General features: G+C 64.9%; 24 protein-coding genes. 9 read left to right on the forward strand and 15 right to left on the reverse strand.

The window, feature by feature from the left end; all coding sequences use genetic code 11:
* The first annotated feature begins 4 nt into the window (after positions 1-4).
* The gene (locus MUB46_RS03735) at positions 5-925 is read left to right on the forward strand and encodes a glycoside hydrolase family 26 protein (RefSeq protein WP_261614537.1); all 921 of its coding nucleotides are present in this window, start codon (positions 5-7) and stop codon (positions 923-925) included.
* A gap of 79 nt (positions 926-1,004) precedes the next feature.
* Here MUB46_RS03735 and MUB46_RS03740 read toward each other — a convergent pair whose 3' ends face one another.
* The 3 genes from MUB46_RS03740 to MUB46_RS03750 all read right to left on the reverse strand — a co-directional run bounded on the left by MUB46_RS03740 (position 1,005) and on the right by MUB46_RS03750 (position 5,072).
* Positions 1,005-1,919: a glycoside hydrolase family 26 protein gene (locus MUB46_RS03740; protein ID WP_261614538.1), complete on the reverse strand. Its 915-nt coding sequence runs from the start codon at positions 1,917-1,919 to the stop codon at positions 1,005-1,007.
* A 275-nt stretch (positions 1,920-2,194) separates the two neighbouring features.
* Positions 2,195-3,202, reverse strand: coding sequence for a glycoside hydrolase family 26 protein (locus MUB46_RS03745; protein ID WP_261614539.1), 1,008 nt, complete (start codon positions 3,200-3,202; stop codon positions 2,195-2,197).
* Between the two features lie 487 nt (positions 3,203-3,689).
* On the reverse strand, positions 3,690-5,072 hold the full coding sequence (locus tag MUB46_RS03750; RefSeq protein WP_261614540.1) for a porin: 1,383 nt from the start codon (positions 5,070-5,072) through the stop codon (positions 3,690-3,692).
* Between the two features lie 418 nt (positions 5,073-5,490).
* On the opposite strand from MUB46_RS03750, the gene MUB46_RS03755 reads away from it, so the two are divergent.
* Entirely contained in the window at positions 5,491-6,261 is a 771-nt protein-coding gene (locus MUB46_RS03755) for a 2-keto-4-pentenoate hydratase (protein ID WP_261614541.1), read from the forward strand.
* A gap of 21 nt (positions 6,262-6,282) precedes the next feature.
* On the opposite strand, the gene MUB46_RS03760 is transcribed toward MUB46_RS03755, so the two are convergent.
* A complete protein-coding gene (locus MUB46_RS03760) occupies positions 6,283-6,936 on the reverse strand; it encodes a flavin reductase family protein (RefSeq protein WP_261614542.1) in 654 nt (217 codons plus the stop codon).
* Between the two features lie 369 nt (positions 6,937-7,305).
* Here MUB46_RS03760 and MUB46_RS03765 point away from each other — a divergent pair, with 369 nt between their 5' ends.
* Positions 7,306-8,397, forward strand: coding sequence for an efflux RND transporter periplasmic adaptor subunit (locus tag MUB46_RS03765; RefSeq protein ID WP_261614543.1), 1,092 nt, complete (start codon positions 7,306-7,308; stop codon positions 8,395-8,397).
* Positions 8,398-8,407: 10 nt separating this feature from the next.
* Entirely contained in the window at positions 8,408-11,512 is a 3,105-nt protein-coding gene (locus MUB46_RS03770) for an efflux RND transporter permease subunit (RefSeq protein ID WP_261614544.1), read from the forward strand.
* 62 nt (positions 11,513-11,574) lie between these two features.
* Here the strand turns inward: MUB46_RS03770 and MUB46_RS03775 are convergent, their stop codons facing one another.
* The 5 genes from MUB46_RS03775 to MUB46_RS03795 form a co-directional block, all read right to left on the reverse strand.
* Positions 11,575-12,549 carry an ABC transporter ATP-binding protein gene (locus MUB46_RS03775; protein ID WP_261614545.1) on the reverse strand — a complete coding sequence of 325 codons (975 nt, stop codon included), beginning with the start codon at positions 12,547-12,549 and terminating at the stop codon, positions 11,575-11,577.
* Positions 12,546-13,547 carry an ABC transporter ATP-binding protein gene (locus tag MUB46_RS03780; protein ID WP_261614546.1) on the reverse strand — a complete coding sequence of 334 codons (1,002 nt, stop codon included), beginning with the start codon at positions 13,545-13,547 and terminating at the stop codon, positions 12,546-12,548. The genes MUB46_RS03775 and MUB46_RS03780 overlap by 4 nt, the downstream gene beginning before the upstream one ends.
* Positions 13,544-14,398 carry an ABC transporter permease gene (locus MUB46_RS03785; protein ID WP_261614547.1) on the reverse strand — a complete coding sequence of 285 codons (855 nt, stop codon included), beginning with the start codon at positions 14,396-14,398 and terminating at the stop codon, positions 13,544-13,546. The genes MUB46_RS03780 and MUB46_RS03785 overlap by 4 nt, the downstream gene beginning before the upstream one ends.
* Entirely contained in the window at positions 14,391-15,344 is a 954-nt protein-coding gene (locus tag MUB46_RS03790) for an ABC transporter permease (protein WP_261614548.1), read from the reverse strand. The genes MUB46_RS03785 and MUB46_RS03790 overlap by 8 nt, the downstream gene beginning before the upstream one ends.
* Positions 15,345-15,487: 143 nt before the next feature.
* The gene (locus MUB46_RS03795) at positions 15,488-16,969 is read right to left on the reverse strand and encodes an ABC transporter substrate-binding protein (protein ID WP_261614549.1); all 1,482 of its coding nucleotides are present in this window, start codon (positions 16,967-16,969) and stop codon (positions 15,488-15,490) included.
* A gap of 292 nt (positions 16,970-17,261) precedes the next feature.
* On the opposite strand from MUB46_RS03795, the gene MUB46_RS03800 reads away from it, so the two are divergent.
* A complete protein-coding gene (locus MUB46_RS03800; protein WP_261614550.1) occupies positions 17,262-17,471 on the forward strand; it encodes a cold-shock protein in 210 nt (69 codons plus the stop codon).
* A 78-nt stretch (positions 17,472-17,549) separates the two neighbouring features.
* On the opposite strand, the gene MUB46_RS03805 is transcribed toward MUB46_RS03800, so the two are convergent.
* Both MUB46_RS03805 and MUB46_RS03810 read right to left on the reverse strand, forming a co-directional pair.
* Positions 17,550-17,786, reverse strand: a complete 237-nt coding sequence (locus MUB46_RS03805) for a hypothetical protein (protein WP_261614551.1) — start codon at positions 17,784-17,786, stop codon at positions 17,550-17,552.
* Between the two features lie 64 nt (positions 17,787-17,850).
* Entirely contained in the window at positions 17,851-19,125 is a 1,275-nt protein-coding gene (locus MUB46_RS03810) for an acetylornithine deacetylase/succinyl-diaminopimelate desuccinylase family protein (protein WP_261614552.1), read from the reverse strand.
* A 150-nt stretch (positions 19,126-19,275) separates the two neighbouring features.
* On the opposite strand from MUB46_RS03810, the gene MUB46_RS03815 reads away from it, so the two are divergent.
* On the forward strand, positions 19,276-20,079 hold the full coding sequence (locus MUB46_RS03815; RefSeq protein WP_261614553.1) for a DUF1194 domain-containing protein: 804 nt from the start codon (positions 19,276-19,278) through the stop codon (positions 20,077-20,079).
* A gap of 31 nt (positions 20,080-20,110) precedes the next feature.
* On the opposite strand, the gene MUB46_RS03820 is transcribed toward MUB46_RS03815, so the two are convergent.
* Positions 20,111-20,839 carry a GntR family transcriptional regulator gene (locus tag MUB46_RS03820; protein ID WP_261614554.1) on the reverse strand — a complete coding sequence of 243 codons (729 nt, stop codon included), beginning with the start codon at positions 20,837-20,839 and terminating at the stop codon, positions 20,111-20,113.
* A gap of 276 nt (positions 20,840-21,115) precedes the next feature.
* On the opposite strand from MUB46_RS03820, the gene MUB46_RS03825 reads away from it, so the two are divergent.
* The 3 genes from MUB46_RS03825 to MUB46_RS03835 all read left to right on the forward strand — a co-directional run bounded on the left by MUB46_RS03825 (position 21,116) and on the right by MUB46_RS03835 (position 23,470).
* A complete protein-coding gene (locus MUB46_RS03825) occupies positions 21,116-22,009 on the forward strand; it encodes a DMT family transporter (protein WP_261614555.1) in 894 nt (297 codons plus the stop codon).
* 97 nt (positions 22,010-22,106) lie between these two features.
* A complete protein-coding gene (locus MUB46_RS03830) occupies positions 22,107-23,072 on the forward strand; it encodes a 2-hydroxyacid dehydrogenase (RefSeq protein WP_261614556.1) in 966 nt (321 codons plus the stop codon).
* 11 nt (positions 23,073-23,083) lie between these two features.
* Positions 23,084-23,470, forward strand: a complete 387-nt coding sequence (locus MUB46_RS03835; protein ID WP_261614557.1) for an AprI/Inh family metalloprotease inhibitor — start codon at positions 23,084-23,086, stop codon at positions 23,468-23,470.
* A gap of 52 nt (positions 23,471-23,522) precedes the next feature.
* Here MUB46_RS03835 and MUB46_RS03840 read toward each other — a convergent pair whose 3' ends face one another.
* The 3 genes from MUB46_RS03840 to denD all read right to left on the reverse strand — a co-directional run bounded on the left by MUB46_RS03840 (position 23,523) and on the right by denD (position 25,505).
* Complete coding sequence (locus MUB46_RS03840) at positions 23,523-24,119, reverse strand: dihydrofolate reductase family protein (RefSeq protein ID WP_261614558.1); 597 nt, start codon at positions 24,117-24,119, stop codon at positions 23,523-23,525.
* Positions 24,120-24,143: 24 nt separating this feature from the next.
* Positions 24,144-24,449 carry a monooxygenase gene (locus MUB46_RS03845; protein ID WP_261614559.1) on the reverse strand — a complete coding sequence of 102 codons (306 nt, stop codon included), beginning with the start codon at positions 24,447-24,449 and terminating at the stop codon, positions 24,144-24,146.
* A gap of 78 nt (positions 24,450-24,527) precedes the next feature.
* On the reverse strand, positions 24,528-25,505 hold the full coding sequence (gene denD / locus MUB46_RS03850) for a D-erythronate dehydrogenase (RefSeq protein WP_261614560.1): 978 nt from the start codon (positions 25,503-25,505) through the stop codon (positions 24,528-24,530).
* Positions 25,506-25,514: the final 9 nt, after the last annotated feature.

Here is a 25,514-nt window from a genome sequence, read left to right on the forward strand (position 1 = left end):
TGAAATGCATAGACCGACAAACCAGAGAAACCTGAAATTCGTCCTGCCGTTCGCGGCGGCCGCTATCCTGTCATTTGCGGCGGCGGTTCCGCAGCCGGGCCTGGCCGGGACGCCGGAGAAGCCAGCATTCGGCGTCTACGACCCCAATGCCGATTTCGCCAACACCAAGGGCATCGACATCGAGCATGTCTTCATGCCGTGGTCGAACATCGATCTAGCAAGCCTTCGCAAGGCCGACGCCTACGCGGCCGAACGCGGTCGCGACTTGCTGCTGAGCGTCGAGCCCTGGTCGTGGAGCACCGACGGGACCCTGCCGAACGACCAACTGCACGACATGATCCTCGCCGGCGACTACGACGGGCACATCGAAGAGGTTTGCGGCGCGATCGGCGGACTCAATACCCCCGTCACGATCCGCTGGGGGCATGAGATGGACTCGAACACCGAGCGCTACGCCTGGTCGCTCTGGTCGCCGGAGGACTACGTGACGGCGTATCGACGCTTCGTCAACGAGTGCCGGAAGGTTGCTCCGAACGCCAAGTTCATGTGGTCGCCCTTGGGCGAAGCCTCGCTCAAGGCCTACTATCCCGGCGATACCTACGTCGATACGATCGGCCTGACCGTCTTCGGCTTCCAACAGTACGACAAGGACCAGTACGGCCGGGAAATGGGCTTCACCGAGCACCTGGCCGCCCGCTACAAGCTGGTCGCGGAATACAACAAGCCGGTGGTCGTGGCTGAAGCCGGATGCGCCGGAGACCAGGTCTATATCGACCGCTGCCTCCAGGAACTGGTCTCGCCCGGCGCGCAATTCACGCAGCTGGAAGGCGTCATCTACTTCAACGACATCGATCCGGTAGCGTGGCCAGGACACGGCACACCGAACTGGCGGGTTCCGAGCGACACCTTCGATTTCAGCAACTGACCGGCTTCGATCGCCGAAACAGAAAGCCCCGCGCCGGAGACCTCCGGCGCGGGGCTTTGCTTTTGTCGACATCGATACTTCAGAACTTTTCGGAAAGGCTCGCGAATTCCTGCGGGCCCACGCGCCAATCCGGCTTGCCCAGCCCATTCGGCCATTCCGCTGGCTCTTTCCTGTTGTAGTAGACAACGGAGTTGATCAGCGGAAACGCCTTTCGCACCGACTCCAGTCCCGACAACCACTCCGCCTGGTACGCGCGAGAGCCGACCACGCCGAGTTCGGCGATGATCACCGGTTTGTTGTAGCCAGATACTCGCACGTACTTCTCGCGCACGGCGTCGCTGAGACTCCGGTCGGAGCCGTACCAGAGACGGTCGGCCTTCTGGTATCCCCAGACCGGTATGCCGACGATGTCGACATACGCGTCGCCAGGGTAGTAACGCTTCAACGGCTCGTGGCCGATCGGCGACCACACGAACCGCGCCCTCGGGGCGATCTCTCGACATGCCGAGACGAAATACCGGTAGGCCTCGATGTAACCGGCGCTGTCGTGCCGCGCCCAGGGATAGCGGCCGGTCACCTCTTCCATCTCGTGGCCCCAGCGGACCATGACGAGACCGTCCATGCGACCGATCTCGGTACACGACGCCGTAATGGCATCGTCGTAGCCGCCCGCCAGGATGTCGGAGAACAGGGTATCGCCGCCGTCCCGCCAGTCTGGCGCCTTCGTCCACGGCTCCAGAGTCACCAACATCTGCCGGCCGCGCTGACCCGCGTAGCGAACGGTCTGCCGCAATTCGGCCTGATCGAAACTCTGCCAGGGAATGAACACGTGCTCGATCGCCATGCGATCCACACGGTGATAGTCGCGCGTCGGATCGTAGACGCCCAGGCTCGCCGTCGCGGTCGCCTCCTTTGTGGCCTCCGCGGGCTCTCCGTGCATCAAACCACTTGCGACCACGGCTGCGATCAATCCGAGTACCGACAATTTGAACATTGATGCACCCTCGGCCCAATAACGTCGGGATAGAATGCATTACAAAAGATACCGGGAGCTTCCGCCGAACTCTCGGATTCTATTATCCTTTTAAATAATGGCGAAAAACGACATGGCGCCCGAACGCCAAGGCGCCTCCGACACTCACTATTACGCTAGGTCACAAAGATATCGACGGGCACTGCAGGCCGGTCAAGGGAACCTTGCCGTATCGGAGGCGACACGGGGGCGCCGCCGGGCCGGTGAGAAAGGCCGGGTCCGGCGGCGCGGCTGCATTAGCGCAGGAGGCGCGGTTTGATCCGCCAATCGGGCTTGCCCAGTCCATCGGGCCACGCGGCGGGCTCCAGCATGTTGAAGTAGACCACTGCCTTCAGACGGCTGAACGTGCTGGTTGCCTTCTTCATCCCCTTGACCCAGCGGCGCTCGTATCCGCGCGGTCCGCTGATGCCGATTTCGGCCAGGATCATCGGCTTGCCGTATCCTTTCACGCGATTGTACTTCTCGCGGACCGCCTCACCGAATGTGCGGGCATGGCCGTACCACTTCTGATCCGCCTTCCGGTAACCCCAGACCGGAAACCCGATCATGTCCACATAAGCGCTCCCCGGATAATAGTCGTCCAGCCCTTCATGGCCGATCGGCGACCAGACGAAACGTGCCTTCGACGCAATCTCGCGGCATGTCGAGACGAAGTACCGATAGGCCTTGATATAGCCGGCGCTGTCGTAGCGCGCCCAAGGGTAGCGGCCTGTAACTTCTTCCATCTCGTGGCCCCAACGCACCAAGGGGCGACGACGGACCTTCTTGATCTCAGTGCAGACACTGGTGATCGTCTCGTCGTAGGCCCCGGCAACGATGTCGCCGAACAGGTTCTCGCCGCCATCGGTCCTATTGGGCGCGTTCGTCCAGGGCTCGACGGTTATCATCATCCGGCGCTTGCGCTTGCGCGCGTAGCGAGCCGTATGCTGGAGTTCGGCCGCATCGAACTCGTGCCAGGGAATGAACACGTGCTCGATTTCCATGCCGCGTACGCGCTTGGCCTTGCGCAACGGATCATAGATGCCGATCGGTGTCTCCGGCTCGGAGTTCGTATCCTGTTTCGCCTTCGGCTGCGGCGCGTAAACGATACTCCCCGGCCCGATCGAGAACTCGGATGTGGCCGCGCCGCCTCCGGCAAAGCCTCCCGCAGGCGATGTCGTCGTCGAGAAGGTCGCGCCCGGGGTAACCGCTCCCCCGGTAGATTGCGCGTGGGCCGGGAATCCATTGAGCCCGCCGGTCGCCATCGCCAGCGCGACGAATGGAATCGTCAGAGGTCTCAGCATAAATATCTCCCGCATTACGAACTCGAGCGGAAGATACAGATCGGCTCAAAATATATAGTTTGCCGAGCCGATTAGGTTATAATAAAAATCCAATATTATTTACTTGTAATTTTACGCATTTAGATAGCCTAAATAATATACTTGATTTATACTTATTTTATTAAATGTTTAGACGCCTCTCCACGACTACCGGAAAAGCGGAGCGAAATCCGACACGGCGCTTAGCGCCACGTAGAAGGCCCGACAACTTCCACCTTGCCCGGAAGGGGAACCGGATCGCCAACGGACGATACGGCGAGCGTTTCCGCTCCCGCGCTGCCATCGGACCGCGCGGCCCTGCGGAGACCCAGAATGAAGCGAAACAGCCCCTGTCACTGGCCGTCGCGGATCGGACCTATTCGAGAAGAGTGTTCCGGAACAACGTCACGCCGCTCCGGTCGCCGTGCGATCAGAAGGAGCGGCGGATATCGAGCGCGACAAGGAAGGCGCCCTGACTGTCATCGGCAAGCGGGTTGACGACGAACGGATTGAATACGCCGCCCGCGGTGCCTGCGCCGTTGAAATCGACGTGGCCGTAATGAACGTCCAGCATGAACGTGGTCTGTGCGACCGGCCGCCATGAGATGTTGCCGAAGATCTCGTAGGTATCCATCTCGAAATCCGAGGCCAAGGTCGCGACGAATGGATTGAACGCGCTGATCGGGGCCGTCACGTTCTGGTAGCCCGCACCGATCGTCGTGTAGACGCGATCCGTCCAGAAATGGGTATGCGAAGCGAGCACCGACCACGTGGTGACCGTGTCGACGATGCAGTCGCCGGCGGCCGGAACCAGCCGGTTACACGCGCCCCAGACCGTGTTGGCGGTGTAAAGGAAGTTGTCCTCGTTGTACTGCGTCGCGCCGTTCGTATAGATGCCCTTCAAGGTGAAATAGTCGTACTCGCCGGTCGCCGGAGTCTTGACCATGGCGCCGCCGAGCAGCGCCCAGCCAATCTCGGAATCGGTCTGGTTGCCGGGGACCGGCGCCGGCGCGGCGCCGAAGAATACGTCTCGGAATTTGTTGTTGTGCAGGGCACCGGACAGCTGCGCGTTGCCCCAGTCGCCATCGACGCGGAGATTGGCGACCACGTCGGGAACTTCGTTGCGATTGTTCACCACCGCGCAGCCATTGGGCACGCCGCAGAACGCCGTAACGGGGCCCAGCAAACCGGTCGCCCGCAGCGAATACGGATAGGCGTAATTCTGATCCTCGACGGAGACCGCCATGGACCAACCGTTTCCGAAGGTCTGGGTATAGCGGATCTGGTTGCGGCGCATGTAGTTGTCGCCGGTTACCGTCACCACGTCGGAATAGATCGGGCTGGAGTCGAGGTGCAGGAAGGTCGACCACGTCTTGCCCAGCGTCCAGTTGCCGAACTGGATGAAGGCATGGCGCAGGCCGAAGCTGCCGCCGGTACGGGTATCGTTGTCGGTCAGTTCACCCTCGATGAAGGCGCGGACCGTGCCGTATTCGGTCGCGGTGCGCACATCGAAGTTCACATGGGTGAAGGCGTACATCCCCATGGTGTTCTCGAGGACATGCCCGTCCGGGATGATCCCGTACGCAGCCCCCACCGACGGTGGCCACTGGTCCTCGAAGGCGTAGACCTCAAGCCCGGCATAGCCGCCGATCTTGAAACAGACGTCGGTACCGGGCAGCTCTATGAAGCCAGTAATATCGCACCGGTAGACCGGCTCGCGGGGCGCCTTCACGTCCATGATCATGTCGGCCGCGTTGGCGCTGACACAGGTGGCAGAAACCGCAAAGGCTGTTCCGAGGATACGCTTCATCATTACCAAGTCCCCGCAGGACCGCCTTACCGCCGCATGCGGCCGCGAAGGCGAGAGGCGCGGCTCCCGTACTGGGAACCGAAATCCCCCGGAATGCCCTCACTCCGGTTCTCGCTTCGCGAATGCAGGCCCAATCCGAATCGATAGTTCGACTCCCTTGACTAAATCCTCGCCCTTCGCACGCCAACCGGAATAGTGCGCAGCTCCCGGTCCGAACCGCATTCTGGGGCCGGCAGTTGCCTTATTGCCACGTTTTGTCAGCCGTGCTTCGAACCTCCGCTGGCCAGCTCGAGGGCAACCGCACGAACGACCGGCACTCTCGGCGAGGACGAGCCGGAATCGAATCGCCAATCGGGGCAGTGGCGAACGGCCCGACATCCGCTATCGTCTCATGCCGCCCTCTCAGTTCGGAGCGAAACACATGAATATCAAGGCCGCCGTCGACGACATCTGGCAGGACCTCGCGGCCGGCCGGCACATGCCGGCCCGCTGGGCGGGGCGCTTGAGCCTCGAAGAGGCGTATGCCGTCCAGCTCTCGATCCTCGACAGGCACATCGAAAGCGGCGAACGCCAGGCGGGCTGGAAGGTCGGCTTGACCGCAAGAGCGATGCGCGAGCAGCAGGGGGTGTTCGAGCCCTGTTTCGGGTTCCTGCTCGAAAGCGGGTTGCGACCGAGCGGACACCACTTCACGTTCGGCGACCTGATCGCACCCGGTTTCGAAAACGAACTCTGCCTGACGGTCGGTTCATCGCTGCACGGTCCGGACCTGTCGCCCGACTCCGTGCGCGCGGCCGTCACCCACGCCGCGCCAGCGCTCGAGATCATCGAGAAGCGCAGCGACCTTGCCGCTGGCCTCCCCCTGGCGATGGCCGACAACGCCCAGCAAAAGGCGTTCGTCACCGGGGACCCGATCCCGCTGACAGCCGAGAATGGCGATCTGGGACGATCCGAGGTTTCCGTCCACGTGAACGGAGGTCCAACCGAACGGGCTTCGGGGGCGAACGTGATGGACGCCGGCCCCCTGCTCTCGGTGATATGGCTCACCGGCAAGCTCGCCGAGTACGGACGCGGGATTGCGGCCGGCCAATGCATCATGTCCGGCTCCTTCACCAAACAGTATGCGATCGCACGGGGCGATGCGGTCCGAGCCGAGTTTACGCCGTTCGGGACCGTCGAGGCGTTCTTCGACTGACGGAGCGATCGCGTCGCCGGCCTATCGCTGCTTCGCCTGCTCCTCGACGTCCTCGACAGAAACCCTCGGCATCTCGAACAGGTCGCTCAATCGCGCGTACCAGCCGCGTCCGTGCAGCCGGCCGATCAGATCGAGTTTCGGCGTGTCGATGTAAAGCTTGTCCTTGTCGATCACCGCGTCGTCGCGGACATGGACCGCGAGGACGCGCCCCGTGATGATGTGCCGGTCGTTGCCGAGATCGATGGAGTCGTGGAACGCGCATTCGAGCGCCGCCGGGCTTTCCGCGATGCGGGGGACGTCCACGCGAACGCTGTCGACGGTGGCCAGGCCGGCCTTTTCGATTTCGTTGATACCGGCGGCGTAATCGGCGGCACAGATGTTCATCATGTGGCGCATGTCGTAGGAGACCAAGTTCACGACGAACTGCCGGGTCGCCAGGATGTTCGCCGAGCTGTCCTTCGACTGCGCCCCTTCCCGGGCCCCTTCCCGCGACCCGATTCCGATCCCGACGATCGGCGGATTCGTCGAGAAGACGTTGAAGTAGGAAAACGGCGCGGCGTTGAGTTCTCCGGATGCGCTTTTCGTCACCAGCCAGGCGATCGGGCGAGGCACGACCGTCGTATTCAACAGTTTCGCGTAGTTGGCCGGTGCGATCTCGGCTAGATCGAAAAACATGCAGATCTCCTGAATGGCTTCCGGCCCGCGCGGCATCCCGGCGGGCGACACCACGCCTTTCTAGGGCTTTGCACGCGACAGGAAAGCCGCGACGTCGCGTAAACTTGACCGCCGCAGCGGCTGCGCGACCTCGAAATCGACGTCGACACCTGGATCCACCCGCCAGAGTCCCCTGAAAACGGTGCCTGGGCCGCGAGCCAGACCGCGAATACGTGATCGGCTGCCTCTTGACCGGACGGCACTCGATGCCATCCTTATCCGACCTTGAAGACCCCGATGGAAATACCCCGCTGGTCAGGGGCCGGCCGGGGCGGTTGGGGATTGCGCGCGAAGCCGACATATGCCGGTTCGCCGAGAAAGGACAGCCAGTTGGCGAAGATAGTTGTCGGGTCGGTGCGGAGTGCCGCCATCTGCGCGGCGCTGGCCATGCTCGCGTCGGTTTCCTTCATAGACATATCGCTGGCGCAGCGGGGACCCGTCACAATCGAGGCGCGGAGCGTTGCCGTGGCGCGCGTCGTCGAGGAGGCGACCGCCGTCGGCACGCTGCTGTCGGCCGAGTCCGCAGATATCAGCCCCGAGATCGCCGGCCGTATTGAGGTGATCGCCTTTGACGAAGGCATGCCGGTCAACGAAGGGGAGCTGCTGTTTCAACTCGATTCCTCGGTCTACGAGGCGCAACGCGCCGAGGCACAATCGAACTACGAACTCAAACAGCGCAACTTCGATCGCGCCGACGGTCTGCTCAAGAACAAGGTCGGAACGGTCCGGGCGCGGGACGAGGCCCTATCGGAGATGCAGGTCGCCCGCGCACTCCTGACAATGGCGGAGGTGCGGCTGGAGAAGACCAAGATCCTCGCTCCCTTCGACGGAATTGTCGGGCTGCGCAACGTCAGCCGCGGCGACTATGTGCAGCCCGGCGCGAAACTCGTGAATCTCGAAAAAATCGACCCGATCAAGGTCGATTTCTCGATCGCAGAACGGTACCTGGCCGACGTCCGAACGGGGGCCAACGTGCGACTGACCGTCGACGCGCTCGGCGACCGCGAATTCACCGGCACGGTCTACGCCATCAATCCGCAGATCGATCCGGCAGGCCGCTCGATCGCCCTGCGCGCGCAAGTGCCCAATCCGGACGGCCTGTTGCGGCCCGGCCTGTTCGCCCGCGTCGGATTGCAGACGGCGGTGCGCGACAACGCCATCATCACCTCGGAGGACGCGATCGTCTCGCAGGGCGGCGGCAATTTCGTCTACCGGGTCGTCGACGACAAGGCGGTGCTGACACCGGTCACGCTCGGCCAGCGCCGCTACGGCACAGTGGAGATCCTGGACGGCCTGTCGGAGGGCGACGTGGTGGTGGTCGCCGGGCAGATAAAGCTGCGCGACGGCGCCGAGGTCGACGTGAAGATGCTGGACGAGCCCGCCGAGGCGCCCGCCCCGGCCACCGCGCCGTCGGCATCCTGAGGCCGGTCGCATGACCCTTTCCGAGATATGCATCCGCCGGCCGGTCTTCGCCACGGTGCTCAGCCTGGTGATCGTGCTGGTTGGTCTCGTGTCGTATGACCGCCTGTCGGTGCGGGAATACCCGAACATCGATCCGCCGGTCGTGAGCGTCGACACGACCTATCCCGGCGCCAGCGCCGAGATCATCGAGACCAAGGTGACGAATGTCCTGGAGGACACGCTGGCCGGTATCGAGGGCATCGACTTCATGACCTCGACCAGTCGGCAGGAACGCAGCCAGATCTCGATCACCTTCAATCTGGACCGCAGTCCCGCCGACGCCGCCGCCGACGTGCGCGACCGCGTGTCCCGCGTGCGCCGGCATCTGCCCGACGAAATCGACGAGCCGACCATCCGCAAGGTGGAGGCCGACGCCCAAGCGGTGATCTACCTGTCGCTGTATTCGACCGGGTCGCACAGCTCGCTGGAAGTCTCCGAGATCGCCGAGAAGGTGGTCAAGGACCAGCTTCAGAGTCTTCCGGGCGTCGCCCAGATCGGCATCTACGGCGACCGCGAATACGCCATGCGCATCTGGCTCGACATCGCACGGATGGCGGGATACGGCGTCACGGTCCAGGACGTCGAGGCCGCGCTCAGGCAGCAGAACGTCGAGATCCCTGCCGGCCTTATAGAGAGCCGCGACCGCGAATTCACGGTCCTGTCGGAAACCGATCTAAAGACGGTCGAGGAATTCAACGACCTGATCATCCGGCAGACCGATACGGGCTATCTCGTCCGTCTCGCCGATGTCGGCCGCGCCGAGATCGGCCCGCGCAACGAGGACCGCAATGTCCGCTTCAAGGGCAACACCGCCGTCGCGATCGGCGTGATCAAGCAGGCGACCGCCAACCCGCTCGATATCTCGCGCGAGGTCAAGGCGGCGCTGCCGCGCATCGAGGAGTCGCTGCCCGAGGGCATGGTGCTGACGACGTCCTACGACCGCACGCTGTTCATCCAGGAATCCATTCGCAACGTCTACGTGTCGATCGGCGAGGCCATCGTGCTCGTCGTGCTGATCATCTTCCTGTTCCTGCGCTCGCTGCGGGCCACCATCATCCCGCTGGTGACGATCCCGGTGTCGCTGATCGGCGCGTTCGCGCTGATGTATCTGTTCGGCTTTTCGATCAACACGCTGACCCTCCTGGCGATGGTGCTCGCCATCGGCCTCGTCGTCGACGACGCCATCGTCATGCTGGAGAACATCCACCGGCATATCGAGGACGGCATGGCGCCGATGGCCGCCGCCTTCCGGGGCGCGCGCGAGATCGGTTTCGCGATCATCGCCATGACCCTCACCCTGGCTGCCGTCTACGTGCCGATCGGCTTCATGGAGGGCTCGACGGGACGGCTGTTCACCGAATTCGCGCTGGCGCTGGCCGGTGCGGTTCTGGTGTCGGGCTTCGTGGCGCTGACGGCGACGCCGATGATGTGCGCGAAGCTCTTGAAGCACCAGACCCGACACAACTGGCTCTATCGGATATTCGAGAACGGCCTGAACGCGCTGACGGCGGGCTATCGCGGGCTGCTGCGCGGGGCCATGCGGGTGCGCCCGCTCATCATCCTGGTCGGACTGGCCGTGGCCGGCTCGAGCTATTTCCTCATCAAGAACATCAATTCCGAGCTCGCGCCCTACGAGGACCAGGGCACCATCGTCAGCTTCTTCAGCGGCCCCGAAGGCGCGACCGTCGCCTATACCGACCGCTACGCGCGCCAGATCGAAGACATCTTCGCCGAAGTTCCCGACCTGCAGCGCTACTTCGTGATCGTCGGCACGCCGCTCGCAAACCAGGGCATCGCCTTCCTCGGCCTCAATCCCTGGAGCGAGCGCACCATTACCGCCCAGCAGGTCGCCGGCGCGATGATGCCGAAGATGGGTCAGGTCGCCGGCGTGCGTGCCTTCCCCTCGACGCCGGCGCCGCTGGGCCAGTCGATCCGCTCGTCTCCGGTCGAGTTCGTGATCCAGACGTCGCGGCCCTATGAGGAGCTGCAGGGCTTCGTCGAAACCTTCGTTGCCCGCGCCACGGAAAACGAAGGGCTGGTGAACGTCGATTCCGACCTGAAACTGACCAAGCCGCAGCTGAAGGTCCAGGTCGACCGCGAGAAGGTCGCCGATGTCGGCGTCGATCTCGCGGCACTGGGCCGGACGCTGGAGACATTGCTGGGCGGACGGCAGGTGACCCGCTTCAAACGCGGCGGCGACCAGTACGACGTGGTGGTGCAGATCGCCGACGTCGAGCGCTCCAATCCGGACGATCTCAGGCAGATCTACGTGCGCTCGGCGCACGGCGACATGGTGCAGCTTTCGAACCTGGTGACCGTCGAGGAAACGGTCGCGCCGCGCCAGCTCAACCACTTCAACCAGCTGCGTTCGGCCTCGATCACCGCCAGCCTTGCGCCCGGCTACTCGCTTGGCCAGGCCCTGGACTTCATGAACGAGGTCGCGGCCGAAACGCTGCCGCTGGACGCGCGCACCGACTACGGCGGGCAATCGCGCGAGTTCAAGAGTTCCAGCACGAGCATCTTCGTGACGTTCGGGCTCGCCCTCGCCTTCATCTATCTGGTGCTGGCCGCGCAGTTCGAGAGTTTCCGCAGCCCGTTGATCATCATGCTGACCGTGCCGCTGTCGATCACCGGCGGACTGCTGGCGCTCTGGCTCGACGGCTCGACGCTCAACATCTACAGCCAGGTCGGCCTGGTCACCCTCATCGGCCTCATCACCAAGCACGGCATCCTGATCGTGGAGTTCACGAACCAGCTGCGGGCGGCCGGCAAGGACATGCGTGACGCGGTGATCGAGGCCTCGGTGCTGCGCCTGCGCCCGATCCTGATGACCACGGGCGCCATGGTGCTCGGCGCGGTGCCGCTTGCGATCGCCACCGGCGCCGGCGCGGAAAGCCGCCAGGACATCGGCCTCGTCATCGTCGGCGGCCTCATGGTCGGCACCTTCTTCACGCTGTTCGTGATCCCGGTGGTCTACACCTATATCGCCAGCCGCAAGGCGCCGGGCGCGAGCGACGAGGAAACGGCTCAGATCCACGCGGTCGGAAAGAAGGACCTGCCGCAGGCGGCAGAGTAAGCCACCTTGTAGGCCACTTTCGGCTCACGCCCGCGAAGTCGGCAAGGTCAGGCGGAGCGCTTTCACCCAACCGGGTGAAAGCACGCCACCGTCCGACCCGCCCCATGCGGCTCCAGCGCCGGCTCCTCCATCCGACATATCTCCGTCGCCCTCGGGCAGCGTGGGGCGAAGGGACACGCGCCTTCCGCCGGTGCGGCCGGCGGCTCGACGGGCACGCCCGTGGCGCGGCGGCGGAAGGCCGGATCCGGCTTGGGAACGGCGGAGAGAAGAAGCTGGGTGTAGGGATGGGCCGGCGCCGCGAATACCTGTGACGTCGGCCCCTGCTCGACCACGCGCCCAAGATACATCACCGCGACGTCGTCGGTGACGTGATTGACCACCGTCAGGTCGTGGCTGATGAACAGGAAGGTGACGCCGCGCGCCTCGCGCAACTCCATCATCAGGTTGAGGATCTGCGCCTGGATCGACACGTCCAGGGCGGAGACCGGCTCGTCGGCGACGATCAGATCGGGGCCGGTGACGAGCGCGCGGGCGATCGCGATCCGCTGGCGCTGGCCACCGGAGAACTCGTGCGGATAGCGGTCGGCATGAGCCGACGACAGGCCGACGGCGTCGAGCACCTCGGCGACGCGCTGGCGCCGCTGGCCGCGGCTCAGGTCGGGGGCGAGCACGCTCAACGGCTCGGCGACGATCCAGCCGACCTTGTGGCGCGGGTCCAGCGAGCCGTAGGGGTCCTGAAAGACGATCTGCATGCGCCGGCGCAGCACGGCGAGGCGGGCACGCGAGGCCGAGAACAGGTCTTCTCCGTCGAGGCGTACGGTGCCTTCGGTGGGGCGATCCAGGGCGAGGACGATTCGGGCGAGCGTGGACTTGCCGCAGCCGGATTCGCCGATGAGTCCGAGACTCCGCCCGCTCTCGATCGCAAGCGAGACGCCGTGCACCGCGCGGAACAGGGGATGTGGCTGGAACAGACCGGGCCGCGGCAGCGCATAGTCGCGCACGACGTTGTCGATCTCGATGAGCGGGCGTGCGCTCATGCCGCCCTCTCCTCCTTGCCCGGATAGAAGCAGCGGACGGTGTGCTCGGGTCCGAACCGATCGGCCGCGGGCGCCTCGATACGGCAGCGTTCGCGGGCGCGGGGGCAACGGGCGGCGAAGGGGCAGCCGACACGCGGTTCGCGCGGATCCGGCACCTGGCCCGGGATCGTCGGCAGCCTGCCCCGTGCACCGTCGGTCGCCTCCCCGCCAACGAGTTCCGCGGCCGGCATCGCCGCGAACAGCCCTTGGGTGTAGGGATGGGCCATGTCGGCGAAGACCACCGCCGTCGGCCCCTCCTCCACCACGGTGCCGGCATACATGACCAGCATCCGGTCCGTCGTCTCGGCAATGACGCCGAGGTCGTGGCTGATCATCAGGAGCGCCATGCCGGCTTCCGCCGTCACCTCGCAGATCAGGTCGAGGATCTGCGCCTGGATGGTGACGTCGAGCGCGGTGGTCGGCTCGTCGGCGATCAGCAGCTCGGGACCGCAGGCGAGCGCGATGGCGATAACGACCCGCTGGCGCTGGCCACCGGAAAGCTGGTGCGGATAAAGATCGGGCGAGAACCGCGACCGCGGCAGGCCGACACGCTCCAGCATCGCCACGGCGCGATCGAGGGCTTCGGCGTCCGACAGACCCAGATGCAGGCGCAGACCCTCGGCGACCTGATCGCCGATGGTGCGCACGGGATTGAGCGCGGTCATCGGCTCCTGGAAGATCATGCCGATGCGACGGCCGCGGATCCGGCTCATCGCCGCATCGCCGAGGCCGAGGATCTCCTGGCCGTCGAGCCGGATGGATCCGGAGACTTCGGCGCCATCCGGCGTCAGCCCCATGGCAGTAAGCGCAGTCATCGACTTGCCGCAGCCGGATTCGCCGACGATGCCGACCGACTCTCCGGGCGCAACCTGAAGATCGACGTGATGCAGCACCCGCGCCGCGCCCCCGGGAAGCGGGAATTCGAGCACCAGATCACGGATGTCGAGCAGCGCCGTCATCGGGCCCGCCTCAGCCTGGGGTCGAGCACGTCGCGCAGGCCATCGCCGAACAGGTTCAGGCCCAGCACGGTGAAGACGATCGCGAGCCCCGGGAAAATGACGAGCCAGGGCGCGATCGCGGCCATGGTCTGGGCCTCGTTCAGCATCTTGCCCCAGGAGGGCTGCGGCGGCTGGGTGCCGAGGCCGAGATAGGACAGCGCCGCCTCGCCGAGGATCGCCAGCGCGAACTGGATGGTCGCCTGGACGATCAGGACGCTGGCGATATTGGGCAGGATGTGTTCGGCGGTGATCCGCGCCGCGCCCTTTCCCGCCGCGCGGGCGGCCATCACGTAGTCCCGCTGCCACACCGACAGGCCCGAGCCGCGCGTCAGCCGGGCGAAGACCGGAATGTTGAAGATGCCTATGGCGATGATGGAATTGACCGCGCCGGGGCCGAACAGCGCGGTGATCATCACCGCCGACAGGAGGAAGGGAAAGGCGAAGGCGAAATCGGAGAAGCGCATGACGAGCTCGTCGATCCAGCCGCGCCGCGCCGCCGCGGCCGCGCCGAGCGGAACGCCGAGCCCCATGCCGATGCCCACCGCGACGACCGCCACCAGCACCGAATTGTGGCTGCCCTTCATGATCATGGAAAAGACGTCGCGGCCGAACTGATCGGTACCGAACCAGTGCGTCCAGGACGGCGGCTGCAGCCGGTCGGGGATGTTCATGGCCGTCGGCGAGAACGGCGTCCAGACGGTCGCGACGACGGCGACGAGGACGAACAGCGCCGTGATCGCGCCGCCGAGAACGAAGGCGCTCGATCTCAATCCCTTCGACAGGACCTCGCGGATGGCGGCCGCCTCAGCCATGGACGGCCTTCCTCAGGCGTGGGTCGATCACCAGGTACGTGAGGTCGACGACGAAATTGACGATCACCACCGCCCCGGCGAGAAGCACCACCAGCGACTGGACGACGATCAGGTCGCGCTGGGCGATCGCCTGGAACAGCAGCCGGCCGAGACCCGGCAGATAGAAGACGTTCTCGATGACGATGGTGCCGGCGAGCAGGAAAGAGAACTGCAGGCCCATGATCGTCACCACGGGGATCAGCGCATTGCGCACCGCGTGGCGTCTGAGCGCGGCGCCGCGCGTCAGGCCCTTGGCGCGCGCCGTGCGTACATGGTCCTCGCCAAGCACCTCGAGCACGGCGGACCGGGTCACGCGGGTCAGGATCGCCGCCTGCGGCAGCGCCAGCGCGACAGCCGGCAACAGGAGCGAACGCAGCGCCGGCAGAACGCCCTCGTCCCAGCCGGCGAAGCCGCCGGCGGGAAACCAGCCGAGCGTCACCGCGAAGAACAGGATCAACAGCATCGCGAACCAGAAGTTCGGGATCGCGATGCCGATCTGCGCCAGCGCCGAGACGCCGATATCGGCCGCCTTGTTGTGCTTCGCGGCGGCCACGACGCCGGCGGGAATGGCGATGGCGGTGGAAAGGAGGATGGCGAAGACCGCCAGCGGCAGGCTGACCAGCACGCGCTGGCCGATCAGCTCGGAGACCGGCCGCGAATAGGTGTAGGACTCGCCGAGATCTCCCGTCAGCAGCCCGCCGACCCAGAGCAGATACTGTTCGATCAGCGGCCTATCGAGACCGAGCTCGTGGCGCAGCGCGGCGAGCGTATCCTCCTGCGCGCCGATGCCCAGAATGATCTGCGCCGGGTCGCCGGGCAGCACCGCCATCACCAGGAAGACGATCAGCGAGGTCGCGAACAGCGTCGCGACCAGTGCGGCCAGGCGTTTGGCGAGGAGCTGGCTCATGAACGGGTCGACCAAGTGAGCACGAGCGCCCGGGACTTACCCTGGACCGCCCGATGCAACGTACCGGACGCCCCTCCCCGTGTTCGAAAGAGAACCGGGGCGGGGGTGCATCGGCAAGGCCCGGCACAAATCCTCGGGCGACCTCACTCCGTCCAGCGAACCTCCGTCAGGTCGTTGGCCTGAACCGGGCTGTTTTCCCACAGGCCCTCGAGCTTCGCGTTCCAGACACCGGGCTTGGCGAGCTCGAACAGGAAGCCGTTGACCGCGTCGTCTGCCAGGATCTTCTGCGCCTCGCGCATCAGATCGTATCGCTTTTGCGTGTCGGTCTCGGCGGCCAGCTTGTCCATGATCTCGTTGAACTTCGGGTTGTGATAGTCGAAGTAGTAGTCGGGCCGCGCATAGATGCCGATGTCCATCGGCTCGGTGTGCGAGACGATGGTGAGGTCGTAGTCCTTGCCCTTGAAGGCCTGCTCGAGCCACTGCGCCCATTCGACCGGGATGATCTCCAGCTTGATGCCGACCTTGCCGAGCTGGTCGGCGATGATTTCGCCGCCCCGACGGGCGTAGGACGGAGGCGGCAGCTTCAGCGTCGCCTCGAAGCCGTCCGGGAAACCGGCTTCGGCGAGCAGGGCCTTGGCCTTCTCCGGGTCGTAGGGATAGGTGCCGGTCAGGTCGACATAGGCGGGATGGTGCGGGGCGAAATGGCTGCCGATCGGCGTACCGAGGCCGAACATGGCCCCATCGATGATCGCCTGCCGGTCGATGGCGTGGGCGATCGCCTGACGCACCTTGAGATTGTCGAAGGGCGGCTTGCCGTTGTTGGTCGACAGGATGGTCTCGCCTTCGGTCGAACCGCTGACGACGGTGAAGCGCGGATCGGCCTCGAACTGCGGCAAGGCTTCCGGGGCCGGGAAGTTGGCGAAGGCGTCGACGTCCTCGGCCAAAAGCGCGGCGGTGGCGGCGGCGGGATCGGGGATGATCTTGAAGGTCGCCTTGTCGAGCGCGACAGGGTTGCCCCAGTAGTCCGGGTTCTTCTCGATGGTAATGTGGTCGCCCGGCACCCATTCGACGAACCTGAACGGGCCGGTGCCGACAGGCTTCTCCTTGTTGGTCTCCGCGGTCTCGGACGCGACGATCACAGCATCGCCCCAGCCGAGATTGAACAGGAAGTGGCCGGTCGGGCGCTTCAGGGTGATGACCACCGTCTTCGGATCAGCCGCCTCGACCGTCTCGATCGGCTCGAACAGGGCCTTCTGGGCGTTGGTCGAATCCTCCGCCATGGCGCGATCGAGCGTGAACTTGACGTCCTCGGCGGTCATGTCGGTACCGTCGTGGAACTTGACCCCATCGTTGAGCGTGAACGTGTAGGTCAGGCCGTCGTCGGAGATCGTCCAGCTCTTCGCCAGCGCCGGCTTCACCTCGCCGTTGCGGTCGATGCGGGTAAGCCCCTCGAAGACATTTGCGTAGACAACCTCGTCGATCGCCGCGGCCGCGCCGGCGGTCGGATCGAGATGGGGCGGCTCCAGAACGAGCCCCATGGTGAAGTCGGTCTTCGCCGCCTGGGCAGGCAAAGAAAACGCCGCCGCGACAAGCACCAGCGCAGCGAACAAACCGGTACGCTTCATTTTTTTCTCCCTCGAACGCCTTACCCGTTTCCGCGAGAGTAGCAGAAACCGGCAAAGGCGGGTCAATTGTTGAAAAACGCGGAAGTGGCCAATAACGGCGACCGAGCGTACTCCTTGCTATCTTGTGGATCCAAGACTATACGTCTCGCACTTCGACTTGCAGCCTGCCTTGCAGTCCTGCCCCACCAAACGGGGTTCCTCCAAGTCATCGCTGAGTTCGGACGGAAGGCCGTGTGATCGTCACGTGGCTCGGGCTCGCTCGCGCGTGCTCTTGTTTTCAGGAAAATTCTCAATGGCTACTGGTACCGTAAAATTCTACAACACCGACCGTGGTTATGGCTTCATCCAGCCCGACGATGGCTCGAAGGACGTATTCGTCCACGCCACCGCGCTGGAAGCCGCCGGCATCCGCACCCTGGTCGAGGGACAGAAGGTCTCCTTCGAAGTCACCACCGACCGGCGCAGCGGCAAATCCGCCGCGTCCGACCTGCAGACTGTCTGATCAGACATCGCGGGTTCGCGAACCGATACAGGCCCGGCGATCATCGATCGCCGGGTTTTTTCTTGCCGTACAGGTCGATCAGCCCTTGGGCGCCGGCTTTTTCTTCTTCGCAGCGCCCTTTGCCGCGGCCTTCGCGTCCTCCGCTTCCTTGGCCAGGCGCAGCTCCTTCAATCGCGCTGTCTTCTTGCGCGTGGCCTCGATGCCGGATTCGTACTCCTGCATCGCGGACGACTTGTCCTTGTCCCGTTCGGCTTTCTGTGCCTTGCGAAAGGCTACCTCGGCCTGGGCTCGTGTCTGTTTCGATCGTTCGGCCATCACCGAATCCCTTTCTCCGGAATAGCCGGAAGCTTCCTTTTACCACGCAATCGACCGCAACCCGTCACGTCACCTCCCCCGTCAGCAGCGCCCAGGCCGATGCCGCCATCACCTTGGCGGAGGCGACCAGGTCGTCGATGCCAACATATTCGTCGGGCTGGTGGGCCAGATCGAGGATCCCGGGCCCGTAGGCGATACAGTCGTGCAGGTGGCCGAAGCGGGCGACATGTTTCTGATCATAGGTGCCGGGCGAGATGACGTAATCGGCCGGCTTGCCGAGCACGGTCTCGATCTCGGAGGCGACGGCCCGCACCACGGCAGCCTCCTTGTCGGTCATGGTCGGCGGCACCGACCACAATTCCTTGAGATCATAACGGAAATTCTTGCGGTCGCGCTTCAGCCGCTCGAGCAAGTCGACGACTTCTCCCTTCACCTCGTCGTAGGTTTCCTCGATCAGGTAGCGACGGTCGACGACGACGCGGCAGGAATCGGCGACGACGGCGGAGGGCCAGCCGTCGAAATCCTCGCCGAGGCCGCCGTGGATCGAGTTGATGTTCATCGTCGACTGACGCGCGCCTTCGGGCGCGACGGGCATGTCGGTGCGCTTGGAGGCGAGGTGCGGATAGAGATCGTGCTCGAAGCGCTCCAGCACGGCGGCCATGTGGCGGATGGCGCTGTCGCCCAGAAAGGGCATGGAGCCGTGGGCGATACGGCCGTGCGTCTCGATCTGGGCCCACCAGACGCCGCGGTGGCCGAGGCAGACCCGGTCGACGTTGAGCGGCTCGGGAATGATGACATGGTCGACGCGGGGCTTCGAAAAATAGCCCTGCCGGGCAAGATAGGCGACGCCGCCATAGCCGCCGGTCTCCTCGTCGACGGTGCCGGAAATCTCCAGTGCGCCGGGGAAGTCCGGGCGCGTCTCGATCAGGGCCTCGACCGCGATGATCGCGGCGGCGATGCCGCCCTTCATGTCGCAGGCGCCGCGACCGAACACCTTGCCGTCCTTCACCACCCCGGCGAAAGGATCGACGGTCCAGCCCTTGCCAACTTCCACGACGTCCGTATGGCCGTTGAAATGGACGCACGAGCCCGGCGCCCCGCCCTCGCGGCGCGCCACCACGTTCACGCGCGGATAGCGATCGGAATCGCCCGGCGTGCCGTCGCCGCGAACATAGGCGATATCGAACCCGCGGGCGCGCATGCGCTCACCGATCAGTCGGGCACAATCCTCGTAGTCCTCGCCCGGCGGATTGATCGTCGGGATCTGGATGAGGTTGCGGGTCAGCTCGACGAGTTCGTCGGTCTTCGCCTCGATACTGGCGAACAGCGCGTCGCGCATGCGATTCCTCCGTTTCGCGCCAGTGTTCCCGGCTATTCCCGCCTCGGCAAGAGGAGACCTTGTGTCGGGTCGCCAATTCGTGAATGCGCTCCGCACCCCGTTGGCCTATTCTGACCTCCCATGCGATCGCGAGGCCGGATCGAAACGATTATGGCCGTGGCAATGTGCCTTTTCGCCGCGACGGGTCTTGTCGCGCCGGAGCCCGCATGGGCGCAGGACGAGACCGCCGTCGACCTGGAACTCGTCATCGCCGTCGACGTGTCGCTGAGCATGGATCTCGACGAACAGGCGCTGCAGCGCGAAGGCTACGTCAAGGCGTTCCTCGATCCGCGTGTCATCAACGCCATCGAACAGGGGATACACGGCAAGATAGCGGTGGCCTATGTCGAATGGGCCGGCGCGATCTCGCAATACGTGACGATTAACTGGCTGCAGATCGACGGGAAGGCGGCGGCGGCCGAGATGTCAGCCTTGCTGGCGGAAGCGCCGATCGCCCGCCTGCGCCGCACGTCGATCAGCGGCGCGCTGATCTTTTCCGGCAAGCTGTTCGAAAACAACGGCTACCGGGGCTTGCGTCGCGTCATCGACGTGTCCGGTGACGGGCCGAACAATCAGGGGAGCCGCGCCGATCTCGCGCGCGACACGGTGATCTCCCAGGGCATCACCATCAATGGGCTGCCCTTCGTGCCCGACCCGGACGGACCGCTGTCGCTGTTCGACCTGACCGAGCTCGACATCTACTACGAGGATTGCGTGATCGGCGGGCCTGGCGCCTTCTCGCTTCCCGTCCGATCGGCGTCCGAGTTCGCCGAGTCCATTCGCAACAAGCTGGTCCTGGAGATCGCCGGTACGCAGCGGCCGAAACTGATCCGGACATCGGCGGCATCGCCACGGGTTCCCTGCGATATCGGCGAACGCCAATGGCATATGTTCATGGACGGAGACCGCCCTTAAGGCACCTCGTCTTCAGAGCGCGCCCAGGTCTTCAGAGCGCGCCCAGCCCGAGTCGCGTCAACAGCTCGACCAGCATCGTGCCGCTGCGCTTGCGGTGGTGTTGGTGCGCCGCGAATGCGGCTTCGGGATCACGGTCGCGGATCGCCTCGACGACGGCGCGATGATCCTCGTTGGATTCGGTGGGAAGCGGCCTCAGCATCAGCGTCGACATCCGCGCCCGGTGCGCCTGATCGCGCATGGTCGCCACGATATCGCCCAAGCGCTTGTTGCCGGACCCGGCCACCAGCAGATCGTGGAAGCGCTCGTCCGCCTTGGCCCAGGCCTTCAGATCCTCGCGCTTGAGCGCCTTGTCCATGTCGGCCACCGATCTGTCCAGCGCGGCCAACTCGGCCGGCGGCAGGCCGCGCGCGGCGGCGAGCGAGGCGGCGGTCGCCTCGAGACTGGTCAAGACGTCGTAGATCTCGCGCATGTCGTCGGGCGAGACCGGCCTGACGCGCATGCCGTGGCGGGGACGGATTTCGACGAGCCCCTCCTCGGCAAGACGGATCAGCGCCTCGCGCACCGGCGTGCGGCTCATGCCGAGCATGTCGGCGACTTCCGTTTCCAGCATCTGGACGCCGGCCGGCAATTCGTTCTCAAGGATCCGCCGCCGGATCTCGCCGAAGGCGCGCTCGCGCTGCGACCGATCCTCAGCCGCGGCGTCTTTCGCGGCGGCATCCGATTTGCGTCGCCCCCGGGTGCCCGACGAGGCCTGTGCCATGGTTCGTCCCCAACAATGCTCCACTGGGGGCGTTCTATGCCTTTCCGCAGCCATCCCACAAGCAGTTGTTGGTTGCCGATCGGAAACGCGCTCGCCCCGCCCACGACGTATGCATTGTTCGCGCCCCAACCATACCGCGAAACCGATTGACCTTTGCGCATCCGATGTCGGAATAGCAAAGTGCGGAAAGTGCTTCGCGCGAACGATGTGTGGATCCGGTCCAGTGCCCCGCCTGCAGACATCACCTTCCTTGACGCGTAACAGGCCGGTCGCGCCGTGACGGTCCTGTCCGATGCCGACGAGCAATCGCTGAGGCTGCGCGGCATCCTGCTGATGATTGTTGCGGGGCTTTGCTTTTCCGCGCTTGATACCTGCGCCAAGCTGCTGGTCGCCGAATTCGCCGCGATTCAGGTGGTTTTCGTTCGTTTCCTCGGCCATCTCCTGCTGACGGTCGGTGGCGTCGGGCCACGCAATCTGCCCTCGGTGTGGCGTACCAAGCGCCCGGTCCTGATGATCGTGCGCGGATTGCTCTTGTTCGGCTCGACGCTCGGCAATTTCATGGCGCTGCGCTATCTGGCGCTGTCGGAGACCGTCTCGATCTTCTTCTCCTCGCCGTTCCTCGTGGCGATCATTGCCGGCCCGATACTCGGCGAATGGATCGGCCCGCGCCGTTGGGCCGCGGTTCTGTTCGGTTTCGCCGGCGTTCTCGTCGTGACGCAACCGGGCACCGCCGGTTTTCATTGGGCTGCCTTGTACTCGATCTCGGCGAGCTGCTGCTACGCACTCTATGCCATCGTTACCCGCATCCTGGCGGCGACCGATTCGAACAGGGCCCAGCAATTCTACGCCTCGCTCGTGGGCACGCTGGCCTTTCTGCCGGCCATGCCGTTCGTGTGGGTCTGGCCGCAGGATCTGCTTTCCGTTGCGCTGATGGCGGGCACGGGAGTCTTCGGCTTTGTCGGACACGGCTTCCTGATTACCGCGCACCGCTATGCGCCCGCCGCCATCCTCTCGCCGTTCGTCTACGTGCAGATCATCTGGATGACCCTGTTCGGCTTCGCCGTGTTCGGCCATGTACCGACGACGGCCAACCTGTTGGGGGCGGGCATCGTGGTCGCTTCAGGCCTCTATCTGCTGTTCCGCGAACGTGCCGTCAAAGCCCCGCAATAGGCGACAAACACTTTGCCTTTCGGGGCGAATTTCCTAGAACCGGACAAACGGCTAGGCTCCTCTTCGGACGTGTACGCAACCAAGAAGGCTACATACGATGACGAAACGCCATCTCCTGATGACCGGCCCGATGATGCGGATGGTGATGGAGCAGCTCGACGCCGCTTACACAGTGCATCGGCTGTGGGAAGCCGAGGACGCCGACGCGATGATCGGCGAGATCAGCGACAAGATCGAGGCGATCGCTGTCGGCCCGCACACGCCCGTCGACGGCCCCCTGATGAGCCGCTTGCCCAACCTCAAGATCGTCTCGAATTTCGGTGTCGGCTACGACACGGTCGACGCGAAATGGGCCGGCGCGCATGGCATCTACGTCACCAACACACCGGATGTGCTGACCGAGGAAGTCGCCGACACGACACTCGGCCTGCTGCTGATGACCGTGCGCCAGCTGTCCGAATCCGAACGTTATTTGCGCGCCGGGCGCTGGGAGACGGAAGGTCCCTTCCCGCTCACCAAGGCTTCGCTGCGCGACCGTCGCATCGGCATCGTCGGTCTCGGCCGCATCGGCAAGGCGATCGCCCGCCGGCTCGACGCCTTCAGGGTGCCTGTCGTCTATCACGGCCGCAGCGAGCAGGCGGACGTCCCCTATGGCTATTACGCCAATCTGGTGGACATGGCGCGCGACGTCGACATCCTGCTGTCGGTCGCACCGGGCGGCACCGCGACCAATCACATGATCAACGCCGAGGTCCTCGACGCCCTCGGCCCGGACGGTATCCTGATCAATGTCGGGCGCGGCTCCGTGGTCGACGAAAAGGCCCTGGTGGAGGCGCTGAAGAGCGGCACGATCCTCTCGGCGGGACTCGATGTGTTCGAGGACGAACCACACGTGCCGGCAGACCTGATCGAGATGGAACACGTGGTGCTTCTGCCGCATGTGGGCTCGGCGTCGGTCCACACGCGCAACCAGATGGGTCAGCTGTGCGTGGACAATCTCAAGTCTTACTTCGAGACCGGAAAGCCGCTGACGCCGGTCGTGGAAACACCCCTGCGGGACTGAAGGAAACCCTGATGCGAAAGACGCTCGCCTCCCTCGCGGCCCTCGGGCTCGCAACGCTTTTCTGCGCCACGCCCGGCACGGCCGCGGAAATCGATGTCCGACAGATGGACCTGACGGAAGGCCCGTGGGCCCTCGGTACGGAAGGGGAGACCTGCCAGCTCATACTCGGCGACGCGGAGGTCGAAGGCGGCCGCCATCTCGATGGCGGCGCCGAATGCAGCGGGATCAATCCGGCGCTGGGCCAGGCCACCAAGTGGCGCATCGACGTGCCCCACGAGTTGGTGTTCCTGAACGACGGCGGCAGGGTGCTGGCGAAGATGAACTACGACGAGGCGAAGTCGGTCTTCACGGGAATCTCGGCCAACGGCGACCCGTTGGTGCTTTCGCAATCCGAGTAGCCGGCCACGCGTGTAGCCGGCCGCCTTAGAAGAAGGCCGCGCCCCGGCGACGTCAGGTCTTCCACCAGACCGTCAGCGTTACGTTTGCCGCGGGGTCGAGGACCTCGGCCGGATCGGCGACGAGGCCGGCGTCCCGCAACACGTCGTTCGCCGTCCTGCCGGGCTCCAGACCGGAAAACACTGTGGTCCCCTCGCCCAGGACGACGTCTTCGGCGCGCGCCAGATCGAAGGCGTCATAGCCGACCGCCAGGAAGAAATCGAAGACCGGCTGGCCGCCGGGCACCGCGATCGTGCCGCCGCCGGGCGCGACCTCGTGCAACGCCTCGGCAAGGGGCATGCCGGCCGGATTCCACCACCAGCAGCCCTCCCCTATCTCCAGGGTCTGTATCCGTCGCGTCAGCACCAGGCGCCGGCGGCGCGCGTAGTTCGGATTGGCCTCGTGACCGAGACGGCCGAGAACGGTCACGGTCGCTTCGTTGAGGGCGGCCTGGAAACGGCGCCAGTCGGCTTCGTTGCGTAGCGCAGGCGGCGTCAGACCGTCGACCCCCGCGATGAAATCATCGGCGGAGACGATGGCGTGGCCGTGGACCCGGTAGCCCGCCGGCACCCCGTGCCGGGCGCGAATGATACCGGGATCCGGCCAGCTCATCGTTTGTCTCGCGCGGCCTTCTACTCAGGCGTTCTTGAACCGGGTGATCTCCGAGAGGCCTTCGTTGATGTCGAAGACCTTCGCCCGAATGTCCTTGATGCCGAAGGAGGCGAGGCGTGCGGCGTGCATGTCCTTGTAGGCGAGCGCGCTCGGCTCGTCCTTGAAATAGTAGATGCCACCGGCGATGCCTTCGGCCTCGTTTTCCGTCCACGCCTTCCAGATCAGGCCGGGCTCGGCGGCGATACTGTCGGCCAAATCCTTGAGCGCCTTCGCGCCGTCCGCGCCCCAGGGGCCGGGATAGGGGAAATCGAATTGCAGGATCGTCGCCATTGATATCTCCAGAGATTGCGTTCGGTAGAGATTGCGTATGGTCAGGGCGGAGAACCTAGACGCCGCCCCCACGCCAGATCAATCGGCGACCTTGCCGCCGAGCTCGTCCTCGATGTGATAACGGATGATCGAATCGAAGTCGGGATCGGCCTCAAACCCGAGCGAAAGCGCGCGATCCGTCGCGAAATTCTGCGGCCAGCCGGCGACGATCCCGCGAATGAAATCGTCGGGCACGAACGTCACGCGGTCCGCGACCTTGTCGCCGGCCACGCGGCGCAGGGCATCGAGCATCTCGCGAATCGATACGCAATGGCCCGGCATCGACAGGTTGCGCCGCGGGCCGACCTTGTCGCCGTCGAGACCGGCGGCGTGGATAAGGAACTGCGTCGCCGCACGGGGGCTGGCGACCCAGTGGCGCACCGTCTCGTCCACCGGACAGACCGCGTCCACGCCGGCAAGCGGCTCGCGCAGGATGCCGGAGAAGAAACTCGACGCCGCCTTGTTGGGCTTGCCGGGCCGGATGCAGACCGTGGGCAGGCGGATACCGATGCCGTCGACCAGGCTCTTGCGGGTGTAGTCGGCCAGAAGCAGCTCGGCGCACGCCTTCTGGGTGCCATACGAGGTCAGCGGCTGATGGAAGAAATCGTCCGGGATCGGCTCGGGGAACGGCGCGCCGTAGACGGCAATCGAACTGGCGAAGACGATCCGCGGGACGTTTCCGGCGCGGCGCGCCGCCTCCAGCAGGTTCAGGACGCCGGTCAGGTTGACCCGGTAGCCCTTGTCGAAGTCGGTCTCCGCCTCGCCGGACACCACGGCGGCGAGATGGAAAATCACGTCCGGCGTATTCTCGAGCAGCGTGTCCGCCTCGCCGGGAGCCGACAAATCGGTGACGCGGGTCTCGACGGCGAACGGCGCGTCCGCGGGCCCCACCGGCTCGACCACGTCCTGCAACGTGACGCGATCGATCTTCCGGCCGTTCAAAGTGCCGTCGCGGGCGAGTCTCTCGACAAGCTTGCGGCCGATCATGCCGCCGCCACCGGTGATGAGGATATCCATGACCGTTCT

The organism is Microbaculum marinisediminis (assembly GCF_025397915.1).
GTDB classification, from domain to species: Bacteria; Pseudomonadota; Alphaproteobacteria; order Rhizobiales; family Tepidamorphaceae; genus Microbaculum; species Microbaculum marinisediminis.